Origin of the sequence: Mastigocoleus testarum BC008 (assembly GCF_001456025.1) — a bacterium.
Classification (GTDB): Bacteria; Cyanobacteriota; Cyanobacteriia; order Cyanobacteriales; family Nostocaceae; genus Mastigocoleus; species Mastigocoleus testarum.
The window spans coordinates 1-12,888 of the sequence record NZ_LMTZ01000149.1 but is presented as its reverse complement, the minus strand read 5'-3'; the positions used below and the strand labels follow the sequence as shown (position 1 = coordinate 12,888).

The window sequence follows — 12,888 nt, the reverse complement described above, 5'->3', positions numbered from 1 at the left end:
TCGCTGTTAGGCGATAAAGAAGAGAATAAGGAGTAATTAAGAAATTATTGATAAATAATAGGGAATCGTTTATAGAAATCTTAAGTGTCAAGAAATCTAACTTAAAACTCTGATTTAAAACTATTTAAGCTGTCGCCTAATCTTTAGATGCAACACACCAAACTGAAGGATAGGTAAATGTAATGCTTTACAGCATATGTATTTGCCTCCTAGTATGTAGCAATTAAATTGAGATTGAATTGAAATATATTACAGAGCAAAAATAATTTGCGATGAAATCATTAATTAAATTCCAATCGCATTTACATATAATTTGACTTGAATTAAAAATTCAAGTTTTCAATTTTTCAAGTTTTCAATTTTTTAAGTTTTAAGCTGAACGTTTATTAGTAGCATTTTTAACAATCCAATTATACCAACTTTCTAAACCATTGCCAGTATATGCTGACAACTGAAATATTTTAATTTGTGGGTTGATTTGACGTGCGTATTCTATACAACTTTCCAGGTTAAATTGTAGATATGGGATTAAGTCAATTTTCGTAACAATCATAACTTGGCTGCTACGAAAAATATGGGGATATTTGATTGGTTTGTCTTCTCCTTCAGTTACAGAAAGTATGGTAACTTTGAAGTTCTCTCCTAAATCAAATAAAGCAGGACAAACTAAATTTCCTACATTTTCGATCGCCACTAAGGAATTATTGGGCGGTTGGAGTTTTTGCAAACCCTTCTGTATCATTGTCGCATCTAGATGGCAACCTGTTCCCGTATTGACTTGTATTACAGGACAACCAGTTTCTTGAATTTTTTTTGCATCATTGAAGGTTTCTTGATCCCCTTCAATCACACTAATACTCAAATGTTGTTTTAAATCATTAATAGTACGAGTTAAAAGGGTAGTTTTCCCCGCACCAGGAGAACTCATTAAGTTTAATGCTAGGATACCTCTGTGATTGAGCCATCTGCGATTTTGGGCTGCAATTGAATTATTCTTAGCCAGAATATTTTTTTCTAAAGATATAGTTGTACCATGCTGCTGAGCATGAATTTCTGAAGCTGGTTTGGCATGGTACTCGTGGCTGTGAGAATGGGTAATGACTGTACCATCACTTAAAGTATGAGAATGAATTGTCTCTACTTCACCTTTGTGGAGATCGGTTATTTTTGTATTTCCATTATCAGAACAGCCACAAGTTACACACATATTTCCTCCACTTCTATTTCTTTAATTTTTAATTCTTCACCGGCAACTACGTCTATTTTTGAGCTTCCACAATTACATCTAAAAACATATTGCTCTAAAGTAAATTCCGCTCCACATTCACAACAGTGTCCTACACCGGGAGTTTCTAAAATCTCCAGTTTAGCTGAGGCTAAAACAGTACCTTGAGACACCACATCAAAGCAAAATCGTACAGATTCAGGCATAATTGCTGAAAGTTGACCAATTTCTAATAACACGCGATTTACTTTCTTTCCTTGAGCGTGTTCTGTGACAATAGCCACAATGTTTTTAGTGATTCCAAGTTCGTGCATTATTAGGGATTAGCGATTAGCGACTGGGGATAGCCCGCCCGCCGCCTTGCGGCATATGGGTATTAGGGACCAAGGATTGGAGATTGGTGACTGGTAATTATTAAGTAATTCTCATTACTCATTACCCATTACCAATTACCTATTAACAATTAACAATTAACAATTAACAATTAACAATTAACAAATTCTCGGTAGTTGCTCGCCAACAAGCATATCCAGTATGCGATCGCTACCGAAACTAGTTTTTAATAGGACTACACCGGTCGGTGAGGAAATGACTTCGCCAATAATCCGAGCATTTTTCCCGAAGGGGTGGGAGTGCATTGCAGCTAAAACAGTTTCGGCATTTTTAGATCCGACGACGACTACTAATTTACCTTCATTTGCAAGATATAAGGGGTCTAAACCAAGAATTTCGCAAACACCTTTGACTTCTTCACATACGGGAATACATTCTTCCTTTAAGCGAATTCCCACATTAGAACTCAGAGCAAATTCGTTTACAACCGTTGCTAAACCACCCCGAGTAGCATCCCGCATTGCACGAACTTCAGGACAAATATCAAGGATTGTTTTGACTAAATCATGTAGTGGTTGACAGTCACTTTCAATATCAGTTTCTAGAGCTAACTCCCCACGGGCAATTAAAATAGCAGCACCATGATTCCCTAGTTCACCATTAATAATTACCGCATCTCCAGGTTGAATATTGTTGGCAGAGATACAAACATCAGGGCGAATTATGCCGATTCCGGTGGTATTGATAAATAGTTTATCTGCCGCACCACGGTGGACAACTTTAGTATCACCAGTAACTATTTGAACGCCTGCTTTTTTTGCCGCACTTTTCATACTTGTGGCGACACGTCGTAAAGTTTCTACAGAAAATCCTTCTTCTAAAATAACGCTGCAAGTAAGATATAAGGGTTTAGCACCACTAACAGCTAAATCGTTAACAGTTCCATTAATAGCTAACTCCCCAATATCAGAGCCAGGAAAAAATAAAGGATCTACAACATAGGAATCAGTGGTAAGAGCCAGTTTATCCCCATGTTCCATTAAACTTGCGATATTAAAACTTGCTTGGTCTTCTAACTGGGAAAGAATCGGATTATCAAAAGTATCAACAAAAATATCATCAATTAAATCTTGCATGGCTTTCCCACCACTACCATGTGCGAGGGTGATGTTACGCTCGCGTACTTTACCTCGGCGACGGCGGACTCTTTCTATATTTTGAAATAACGAATTATGTGATGCATTATGTGAAGTTATTTTCATATTAATTTCCTGTTCTTAAATACAGAGTAAAACTACTTAATAGGATTAATTTGTTTTTTTAATGACTTTGATTTTGACCGCTTACAACTTATGACTTATTTTAATCATTTGTAAATTAGAAAATATTCATTTCCTAGCATTGAGAACAGTACTAATGAATCATATTAATTCTCTCACTTTACAGATTCCCGTAATATTCCTTCTTCCTTAAAACCAAGAGATTGATAAATATTTATAGCACGCTGGTTGTTTCAATTATGTCCAAATATAAGCTATGGGCTTTGTGCTCTTCAAATATTTTTTTAGTATGAGTATTAATGCTTTTTTCCCATATCCTTTTCCTGGCTCAGTAATAATAATTCGAGTTAATTCAATAAAACTATTAGAAGATGTTAAACCAGATATAATAGCATAACCTTTTGTTTCGGCAGAACTATTTTCAATGATGAAATATTGCTTGTCAGGATGATTTAAGTTTCGTGTATATTCTTCCTTGGTCCATTAAAAAACAAAGTTAATGAATTCATCTCGGTTTTCTTGCTTAAGAATAAATTCAATATCTTTTAAGTTAGCAGCCCGTAATTGCATTTGCTATAATTTTAGGTTTTCAAGGTACATTAATTTAAAAACTAATGCACCTCAAATTTAAAATATTTTACAGTTAATATTTTGATTAGTTCTAAACACCTTTTCCAATTAAACACCTTTTTCAAGGTGTCTACCTTTGTGTTTATCCGAGTGGAGCGTACCGCCAACAGCCCAATTATCTCGTTCAAACTCATCAATGTGAACGGTTACCCATTCAGGCTTTGTACCCATAGTCGCAACCAAAGTGTCAGTAATTGCTTTTGCTAATTCTCGCTTCTTTTCAATGGAGTGACCTTTAGCAATTTGAACTGTAACAAATGGCATAATAAATCCTCAAATAATAGTTCTTATTAAGATAAGTAGGAAGATTTTTCAGCGATTTTTTTAACTTAAATTTATTTTATTTGATTAATTTTTCCGGAATGGAGCGATCAGCATTACGAATTTGAGATAATCGCCCATATTTGTAATAAGCTGCACAAGCACCTTCGGAAGAAACCATACAAGCACCAATTGGGTTTTCTGGAGTGCAAGCAGTTCCAAAAACTTTACACTCCCAAGGTTTTAATACTCCCTTAAGGATTTCCCCACATTGACAAGCTTTATGGTCAGCAACTGTAAAATAGGGAATAGTAAATTTTTGTTCGGCGTCGAATTGATCGTATTCGGAACGAATTTTTAACCCAGAATGAGGTATTTCACCTAAACCTCGCCATTCAAAAGTTTCTCGAACTTCAAATACTCGATTAATTGCTTCTAAAGCTTGATGATTTCCAGTTTCTGTTACTAGACGGTTATATTGGTTTTCAACCTCACAACGTTTTTCTAAAAATTGCCACAACAACATCCAAATTGACTGGAGAATATCTACAGGTTCAAAACCGGAAACTACAACTGGCTTGTGATATTTCTGGGGAATAAATTCATACGGTTGAGTTCCTATAACCATACTCACATGACCGGGTCCAATAAAACCATCGAGCTGTAAGTCAGGGTTATTTAGTAATGCTTTTAGAGCAGGAATCACAAGTACGTGATTGCAAAACATACTAAAATTTGGAATATGTTCCGCTGCTGCTTGCAAAATAGTTAAAGCAGTACTAGGAGCAGTAGTTTCAAAACCAATGCAGAAAAATACTACTTCTTTATCGGGATTATCTTTAGCAATTTGCAGACAATCTAAGGGTGAGTAAACCATACGAATATCTGCACCCTTCGCTCTCGCTTGTAGCAAACTATTTTTAGAACCAGGCACTCGCATGGCATCGCCAAAAGTTGTTAAGATAACATTAGAATTTTCAGCAATAGAAATAACATCATCTAATCTACCTTTCGGCATTACACATACCGGACAACCAGGACCGTGAATTAATTCAATTGTATTTGGTAAAATCTCCTCAATTCCATATTTAAAAATCGAATGAGTGTGACCCCCACAGACTTCCATAATTTTTAGGGGTCTACCTATCATGTGAGATAGTTTTCCTATTTGCCACAATAAGGCTTCACATTTATAATTGTCGCGAAATTCATCAACATATTTCATATTTATTAGAAGTCAGGAGTTAGAAGTCAGGAGTCAGGAGTTAGAAGTCAGGAGTCAGGAGTCAGAAGTCAGAAGTCAGAAGTCAGGAGTCAGAAGTCAGAAGTCAGAAGTCAGAAGTCAGGAGTCAGAAGTCAGAAGTCAGAAGTCAGGAGTCAGAAGTCAGGAGTCAGAAAAATTAATTCATCACTCATCACTCATCACTCATTACTTATTACTTATTACTTATTACCAATTACCAATTACCTCTTCAATAATCAACCATCAATTCCGCCATTTCTTCTAATAGCTCTAATGTTTCTGCTGCTTCTTTTTCGTTAATACGATTCATAGCAAAACCAACATGAACTAACACCCATTCCCCAACACAGGATTGAGGAGGATGTTCTTCATCTACGATGCAAGCAATGTTAATTTGGCGTTTGACTCCACCGATGCTGACAGTTGCTAATTTATCGTTGGTGTCATTAATTTCTATAATTTGACCGGGAATTCCTAAGCACATTTTTCTGTTCCCCGTTAACTTTTTTCTTTAACATTTCTTGCTGCTGCAATTACTATTTGTCCTAAAGACAAGTTACTATCATTTGGTGGAATCAAACTATGAGTTAATATTTTTATTCCTAAGGAACTGAGATATCTGGTTGTTTGTTGTAACAAAGTTTTGTTTTGAAATACTCCTCCTGTGAGTGCAACTCGATCTATAGGATATTTTTGGCGGAGTAAATCAACGATTCGTGTAATAGCGTTCGCTAAACTTAAATGAAATTTTGTCGCAATTATTTGTTGACCTACATGAAATTGGAGATCATTTAGTAAGGCTTTCCACATGGGATGTGGGTCCATATAGTAAATTTTATCTAAGTTTTTGATTTGGAAAGGATAAGTTTGATTTTTTTCACAATTCTCTAAATTTTTATTGTTAATTAATGCTTCCATTTCTATAGCAGCTTGTCCTTCATAGCTACATTCTTCTGGGCAAATACCGATAGCTGCTGCGACCGCATCAAATAAGCGTCCTACTGATGAGGCGAGGGGAGAATTAATTTGTTTTTGTTGTAATTGATTCAGCAAGAATAGTGGTTTTGATTCTAGGAAATTGATAATTTCTAAGTTGCTATATTTTTGTTCTAATTCTTGCCAATTGAAATCAGATATTAAATGAGCATAGGTATTACGCCAAGGTTGATAAATAGCTTTTTCTCCACCAATCATTGCTATAGGTTTAAAGGTTGCAAGGCGGGTAAATTGGCGGTAATCTACTAATAAAAATTCTCCACCCCAAATAGTTTCATCCTCGCCGTAACCTAAGCCATCTAAAGCAATACCTAAAATCGGAGAAGTATTTAAAGGGATATTATTTTCTGCCATACAAGCAGCAATATGAGCGTGATGGTGTTGGATATTTTCTAACTTTATTTGATTCGCATTCGCGAGTTCTTTTCCCAGTTTACTGGAAAGATATTCTGGGTGTTTGTCTATAGCTATGATCTTGGGGTGATGTTCGAATAGATTCAAATATAAATGTAATGCTTCTTGATAGGCTTGAAATGTGGCAGCATTTTCTAAATCGCCTAAATATTGGGATAAAACTGCTCGTCCATTTTGTAATAAACAAAAAGTATTTTTTAACTCTCCACCCATACCGAGAATTGGCGCTACTTTTTTAAATCCAGGTGGTAAATTAAGGGGTGCTGGTGCATATCCCCTAGCCCGACGCAGAGTTAAAAGTCTTTTACTTTGTGTATTTCCCTTTGAGTTATCGTTAACCACTCGAACAACTGAGTCATCTACGCGATTGAGAATATCTCGGTTATGGAAGATAAAATAATCAGCAATTTTATTTAATTTGGTTTTTGCTTCATTATTATCAATACATTGTGGCTCATCAGAAATATTACCGCTAGTTAAAACAATTGGACGCTCCATCCGTCGCAATATTAAGTGATGTAAGGGCGTATAAGGTAACATAAAACCCAAAGTGTTTTGACCCGGTGCGACGGATTTAGCGATCGCAGGAAACTTTTCTTGACTACTAATTTCCCGATTTCCATTCCCCAATCCCCATTCCCTAATCCCCAATAACACAATGGGTGCTGCAGGACTTTCAAGTAATTCTCGTTCTTTTGGATTGAGAATACAGTATTTTTCAATTATTTTTATATCTCTTGCCATTAAAGCAAAAGGCTTACGAACGCGTCGTTTGCGATCGCGTAGTTTTTGCACTACGGCTTCATTGGTCGCATCACAAGCTATATGAAATCCACTTAAACCTTTAATTGCTACTATTTCACCTTTCTGCAACAGGCTACAAACAGCATCAATGTCATCTACCATTGAAAACATCGCTGCTGTAATGGGTTTACCATCAGCACGCTCCAACCAGACTTGAGGACCACAAGTATAACAAGCAACAGGTTGGGCGTGAAAGCGACGGTTTGTCACGTCGTTATATTCTTGCTTACATTGCGGACACATAGAAAAGGCTGCCATGCTCGTGTTGTCACGGTCATAGGGTATAGCACGAATAATACTCAGACGCGGACCACAATTAGTACAGTTGGTAAAAGGATAACGATAGTAACGGCTGAGTGGATCGAAGACTTCTTTTTGACATTGGGGACAAGTTGCTGCATCGGGAGCTATTTCTGTTTTGACTTTTGTAGTGATGCTGTCAGAAATGACAAAATCATCATAGTCAAATTTTCCTTGATAGGGAGTTCGTTTGAGTCGATCAATTTTTGCTAATGGCGGACATTCTGCGTACAACCTATGGATAAATTTTTCTATAGATGTTTTACTACCAGATGCTTGAATTAAAACCCCTTCACCATCATTGCAAATATTTCCTTTTAATTCGCAAGCTTTAGCAAGACGATAGACAGTAGGACGAAAACCTACTCCTTGGACTGTACCGCAAATTCTAATTTCTTCTATAGGCATATTTTATTTTGATTAATTGTGTAGGATGTGAAGCGCATAAGTTTAAGTATTTACAAAAGGTTTAAGCATTATAAACAAATGTCAATTCAGTAACATAGGAGTCAGTGTATAGGTTAGGACATCATATCTTGCTTAACAACGAAAAGGGAACAAGAGTAATATGTTTATTTTATTCATTGTTGGTTGCTATAGGTGCTAAAGTGCCGCAGTGAGGCTATTGTGTCCCTTGAGTATTAACATCTCGCATCATAAAACATTAATTACTTTTAATATCTCAGTATTAATTTCAATATTCTTAATGTGTTAATCAAAGCCAATAAGCAATGTAAATTTTTCAAACATATGGTTATTTTTTATGCTTTTATCTTATTAGTGCAAGATTATGGGATGATTCTATGCGCCGAATATTACCCGTTTTAATATGCATTGTATCTGTAGGTTGCGTTGCAAAAACTACTACTAAGCTAGAGAAAACCTCAGAAATACCTCAAGCATCACAAGTATCAAAAACAAAAGAAACATCAGAATTAACGCCAGTAAAAGAAACAGTTATAGCTCAAGGACTTAACTGCGATGATGCTGGAAATTTAAATCAGCAACAAATGAATCAATGCGCTCAAATATCTTATAAGGAAGACGATAAAAAATTGAATCAAGCCTATCAAGAGTTGCTACCAAAATTACAGGAATCAAGACGCAAAAAACTGGTCGCAGCACAGCAGGTATGGATAAGATTTCGCGATACTAGCTGTGATTTTGAAAGAAGTTCGGTTGAGGGAGGTACACTGGCTCCTACTATTTATTATGGTTGTTTAGGAGAAACTACACAAGCACGGACAAAAAAATTAAAGCAGTACATAACCGAAGCTGCTAATTAATTTGCACTTATTTTAGGTGCTCAAGTATGTCGTCCGTGGTCTTCCCAATACATCCTCTTTAGAGAAAAGAAAGAGGGGAATATATTAAAATGCGGTTGTTGCCTGAATCGCTGATTACTGTCTTGTTACCACATGTACTAATTCCGTATGACCAATTAAGACTATTTCTAGTTGGTAATCCATAATCTCGGTTTTCTCCTTTGCTTTGAAAGTTGTTTTGTCCGATCGCAATATCAGCTGCTTTTCCCTGCAAAGATTCTATCAACGAGGGTTTTTTCCAAGCTAATAATCGAGAATTTGCCGTATCTGCAACTAATAACCAATCTTGGTTTTTATTTTGAGTTTGACTTTGAGTTTGATTCTGAATTACAGCAACTCCATAGGGCATACTTAAACTACTAGCATTAGGAAAATAAACCCCTTGATTCATTTCTACAGAAATAAAGTTTTTTTGTCCCAAAACTACTTTGCAAGGAGTATTGTTTGCTGTTGGTATTCCTTCCCAGATCATAACGCGATTATTGCCTGCATCAGTTACAACCAGATGCTCTCCCCATAAGGTAATGTCATGACACCAGCGCATACTTGATGCTGAAGGGCGATCACCACCATTCTCATTGTGAGAAATCATATCAGGTTGTCCTAAGACTAAGTCTGCAGATTGACCGTTTTCTTCCGGTAACTGATGCCAAATTAATACTCGTCGATTCCCAGTGTCGGCAACAAACAATTTATTGTGAATGGAAAAAACACCATAACACCAATTTAAGGTATTGGCGGCAGCATCTTTTTGACCTCGGTTAGCCTGGTTATCAGTAAAATTAGCTTGACCTAAAACTAGATCAGCTGGAACATTATTATCTTCTGGTAAGGTTCTCCAAATCAAAACTCTATGATTCCAAGCATCGGCGACTGCTAAACCTTCTCCAAATTTACATATACCTGTGGGAACACTAAAAGTTGTTTTTCCTGCTATACCTTTAGCATTTTGTCCCTCATGGCAAAAATCTGGTTGTCCGATTACCCAATCAGCCGGTTGATAATCGGTAGCCGGAATATTTCGCCATCCCAATAGGCGATGATGTCCTGTATCTGCAACCCACAAAGGACCATTTTCCGATATTAAACAAGCTCCTCGAGGTCCAAACATATTTATTTTGCTTGGTGCGATCGGAATAGCTAATTCCCCTGGCTTAATACTATGTCCTAAAATAACTGCCGCACCTTTAGGTGACATTAGAGGGGTATGGGAAATAGGTATAGAACATGGGGAATCGGACATAGGAAATAAATCAACGAGCTAAATTAACTGTCTAAATTAACTGTGAAATTCTTGAGGGTTGAAAATCCTCCTTTTAAGGAGGAACAGTAAAAAACCTTAAAACTTAAATCTTGTTATGGAGGGAGAATGAGATTTAAGTCGTTTCTTTATCGAACTGCAATAACCTGTTTGATTTCAGGACAGTGGTCTTGAATAGATTCTTCAACAAGTTGGGATAGGGTTAACTCAGAGGCAGAACAATGACTACAAGTTCCAGTCAATCTGACTTCCACTGTATCTGGTAATTTGATTGAAACCAATTCTACATCACCATAATGGCTTTGTAGGCGCGGTCGAACTTGATCAAGAGCTGTTTGAACCCGTAGCTGTAAGGGAGATTTAACTAGTCCGTGGTATAGCAACACTCCGTAGACAACCTCATCTTCAACAGCTTGACGTAAAACTGGCATTGATTCTTGTTTGATATTCTTAATCAATCGTGTCAATGCTTCTTTATGCAAGTCTTCAATAGCCCTTTGTATACCAACTACCACACACCGTTGGCTTTCATCCCATTCAGAAATAATAGTTTCAAAGCGATTGATTTCCTTTACCAATTCATCAATGCTTGCAGGTTCCAATTCAGTATCATTCATTTTTGTTCGGTATGATAAAAATTCATAAGAGATATTTTGGGAAGAAGAGAAAACCCGTGCTTTTGAATCGGGAAAGGTAATGAGTTACCCGTAGAAAATGTTTGAGACCTGGAAAGAACTATTTGTTTGATGTGTAATATTCAATTCCCAATCCATAATCCCCAATACCTAATAATTACTTAATTTTGAAATCCTTAAGTAAGAATGGCATCATGCTCCCAGGAATGAAACTAGATATTGCGATTGTACCCCAAAAAGGAATTGAAGTTTGGGACAACCACATTAGTAATAACAGGGAAATACTAAAACCAATTCCAATCTGTTGGAAAAAGTAGATTGGATCTCTTAGCATTTTGCCTTTAAAAAATAACTTGGTAGAAAACCAGCCAATCTCTAACATAAATCCTCCTATAAATCAGCTAAGAAATTGAGAACAAATAAACCTACAAGTGTTGCGGGAATTACGCTAGCAGTACCAAATATTCCACCAAGAATAGCGGAGAACTTATAGCCCAAATCTTTTCCGGCTAAAATCATTCCCCCAATAGCACCACCAGTTAAAGATACAAGTGCTGCCAATATTAACCACACTAATCCTGTAGTTAAATTGATTTCACCAGCGGCTAAATTCGTCACTAATTCTTGTACTGTTGGGTTAGCCAAAATTTCAGACATATTTTTTCTCCTTTTGAATAGCAACTACAGAATAAAGATATTTACTTCTAGGAGTTACACAAAGAAAAACTAAAACACTATATAGAATTAATATTTATTTAATTTCTTTATCACCAATTACCAATTACCCATTACCCGTTACCCGTTACTGTGCGCTGTGTACACTTACGTGTCCCGCTAGACCGCGCCGCGAGCGGCGAATGCTAACGCGCCTCACCTACGTCAACATTACTCATTACTTATTACTTATTACTCATTCCCGGCTTCCAATTCTTGTAATGCTTGACTGACAACTTGTGCCTGTTCATCTTGTTTATTTTTAATAAAAATCTCAAATGCTTGTTGATAATAATTAATTGCTTCTTGGAGATTTCTACTATTTCCTGATTCCGGTTTTTCTGGATTATCTGGTAAGTTAATTAGAGCATTAGCTTTATTCGCAATTGTATTTGCATATTCTAAAGGTGTATCTTGAGCGTTACGTATTTTTAGCGCCTCGTCATAAGCGGTAACAGCCCGCAAATTATTCTTGAAGGGATGGGAAGATGGTAAATATTGCAGTGCATTACCCAGATTATTTTGCAACATTGCATATTCTTTCGGGTGTTCGATCAGGTTAATGTGCTTCAATGCAGTTTCAAATGACTGTACCGCTAAACCTTCATATAAATATTGTTGTTGCGAACCTGTAGACATAGAAAGATATGCGATCGCAATATTATTATGCAAAATAGCGTATTCCTGGGGGTACTCTTGATAGGTAAAGACTCGCAAAGCTTGTTGATAAATTTGGATGCATTCCGTAAATTGAGCTAATTTAAACGGTATAAGTGATTGCAATACCAAACCCAAATTCATTTGTGCTTCTGCTAATTCTGGGGGTGAAGCTAACTCTTGTAAAACTGGTAAAGCCTCTTGGTAATTGGTTTTAGCTTGTAAAAGTAATTGTGTTCCATTATCTGGAATTGTCCTTAAAGCATTGGCTTTACCTAGTTTAGCTCGAGCTTTTAGAAGAGGATGTTCCCCTTGACATAGTTCATCAGCTTTATCGTACAGTGCAACTGCATTCCATACATCATTAGCAGTTTTGGGCTTTTTAAGAACCCCCTGTGCGATCTCAATCAGCATCTCAATTTTTTCTGATGTGGTTGCTGAAGTTTCGGTAATAGCTTTCATCGCTGCTTTAACAGCTGAATCTGTCATACTGGGGATCATTACCAATTTCCTCGACGCAGGTGAATTAATAGCAGTAAGGTTATGTAAAGGGAACAGGAAACAGTAAACAGGGAAGAGAGAAAAATTTTCCTAACCCAAAAATTGGTTGCTGTATGGCGTTATGAATTCTATAAATGAGTATCTTTTTTACCTAAAACAACCAATAGTTCTAATTCAACCTTGGTATTACAAAATCAGGAATTAAAACAAACTCTAATCTTTATTATAGCAACCGCCAGGTTAGCTAGGACGCTAAAGTCAAGACATGCTCCATGGCTTCTCGCAGTGTTCCAAAATTCTCGAGTTGTT

General features: G+C 36.6%; 14 protein-coding genes. 2 read left to right on the top strand and 12 right to left on the bottom strand.

The window, feature by feature from the left end:
• Positions 1-370: 370 nt before the first annotated feature.
• From hypB to hypD, 5 genes are all read right to left on the bottom strand, one after another.
• Positions 371-1,207 (bottom strand): hydrogenase nickel incorporation protein HypB, encoded by an 837-nt coding sequence (gene hypB / locus BC008_RS39875; protein WP_027845271.1) that lies wholly within the window; start codon positions 1,205-1,207, stop codon positions 371-373.
• On the bottom strand, positions 1,198-1,539 hold the full coding sequence (gene hypA / locus BC008_RS39870) for a hydrogenase maturation nickel metallochaperone HypA (RefSeq protein ID WP_027845272.1): 342 nt from the start codon (positions 1,537-1,539) through the stop codon (positions 1,198-1,200). Before hypA ends, hypB begins: the two co-directional genes overlap by 10 nt.
• A gap of 177 nt (positions 1,540-1,716) precedes the next feature.
• Positions 1,717-2,820, bottom strand: coding sequence for a hydrogenase expression/formation protein HypE (hypE, locus tag BC008_RS39865; RefSeq protein ID WP_027845273.1), 1,104 nt, complete (start codon positions 2,818-2,820; stop codon positions 1,717-1,719).
• A gap of 696 nt (positions 2,821-3,516) precedes the next feature.
• Positions 3,517-3,732, bottom strand: a complete 216-nt coding sequence (locus BC008_RS39860; RefSeq protein ID WP_027845274.1) for a tautomerase family protein — start codon at positions 3,730-3,732, stop codon at positions 3,517-3,519.
• Positions 3,733-3,808: 76 nt separating this feature from the next.
• Positions 3,809-4,954, bottom strand: coding sequence for a hydrogenase formation protein HypD (hypD, locus tag BC008_RS39855; RefSeq protein WP_036267181.1), 1,146 nt, complete (start codon positions 4,952-4,954; stop codon positions 3,809-3,811).
• Between hypD and BC008_RS50915 the strand changes: the two genes are divergently transcribed.
• A complete protein-coding gene (locus BC008_RS50915) occupies positions 4,926-5,237 on the top strand; it encodes a hypothetical protein (RefSeq protein ID WP_153009739.1) in 312 nt (103 codons plus the stop codon). The two genes, hypD and BC008_RS50915, sit on opposite strands and share 29 nt — an antisense overlap.
• Here the strand turns inward: BC008_RS50915 and BC008_RS39850 are convergent.
• Both BC008_RS39850 and hypF read right to left on the bottom strand, forming a co-directional pair.
• On the bottom strand, positions 5,202-5,456 hold the full coding sequence (locus tag BC008_RS39850; protein WP_027845904.1) for a HypC/HybG/HupF family hydrogenase formation chaperone: 255 nt from the start codon (positions 5,454-5,456) through the stop codon (positions 5,202-5,204). The genes BC008_RS50915 and BC008_RS39850 overlap by 36 nt on opposite strands.
• A 14-nt stretch (positions 5,457-5,470) precedes the next feature.
• Complete coding sequence (gene hypF, locus BC008_RS39845) at positions 5,471-7,894, bottom strand: carbamoyltransferase HypF (RefSeq protein WP_027845903.1); 2,424 nt, start codon at positions 7,892-7,894, stop codon at positions 5,471-5,473.
• Between the two features lie 395 nt (positions 7,895-8,289).
• Here hypF and BC008_RS39840 point away from each other — a divergent pair, with 395 nt between their 5' ends.
• Entirely contained in the window at positions 8,290-8,772 is a 483-nt protein-coding gene (locus BC008_RS39840; RefSeq protein ID WP_036267712.1) for a lysozyme inhibitor LprI family protein, read from the top strand.
• A 58-nt stretch (positions 8,773-8,830) separates the two neighbouring features.
• On the opposite strand, the gene BC008_RS39835 is transcribed toward BC008_RS39840, so the two are convergent.
• The 5 genes from BC008_RS39835 to BC008_RS39815 all read right to left on the bottom strand — a co-directional run bounded on the left by BC008_RS39835 (position 8,831) and on the right by BC008_RS39815 (position 12,579).
• Positions 8,831-10,054 carry an NHL repeat-containing protein gene (locus BC008_RS39835; protein WP_058184586.1) on the bottom strand — a complete coding sequence of 408 codons (1,224 nt, stop codon included), beginning with the start codon at positions 10,052-10,054 and terminating at the stop codon, positions 8,831-8,833.
• Positions 10,055-10,200: 146 nt separating this feature from the next.
• Positions 10,201-10,689 carry a NifU family protein gene (locus tag BC008_RS39830; RefSeq protein ID WP_027845900.1) on the bottom strand — a complete coding sequence of 163 codons (489 nt, stop codon included), beginning with the start codon at positions 10,687-10,689 and terminating at the stop codon, positions 10,201-10,203.
• Positions 10,690-10,864: 175 nt separating this feature from the next.
• Positions 10,865-11,089 carry a hypothetical protein gene (locus BC008_RS51895; protein WP_027845899.1) on the bottom strand — a complete coding sequence of 75 codons (225 nt, stop codon included), beginning with the start codon at positions 11,087-11,089 and terminating at the stop codon, positions 10,865-10,867.
• A gap of 8 nt (positions 11,090-11,097) precedes the next feature.
• On the bottom strand, positions 11,098-11,364 hold the full coding sequence (locus tag BC008_RS39820; protein ID WP_027845898.1) for a hypothetical protein: 267 nt from the start codon (positions 11,362-11,364) through the stop codon (positions 11,098-11,100).
• Between the two features lie 249 nt (positions 11,365-11,613).
• Positions 11,614-12,579 carry a tetratricopeptide repeat protein gene (locus BC008_RS39815; protein ID WP_027845897.1) on the bottom strand — a complete coding sequence of 322 codons (966 nt, stop codon included), beginning with the start codon at positions 12,577-12,579 and terminating at the stop codon, positions 11,614-11,616.
• Positions 12,580-12,888: the final 309 nt, after the last annotated feature.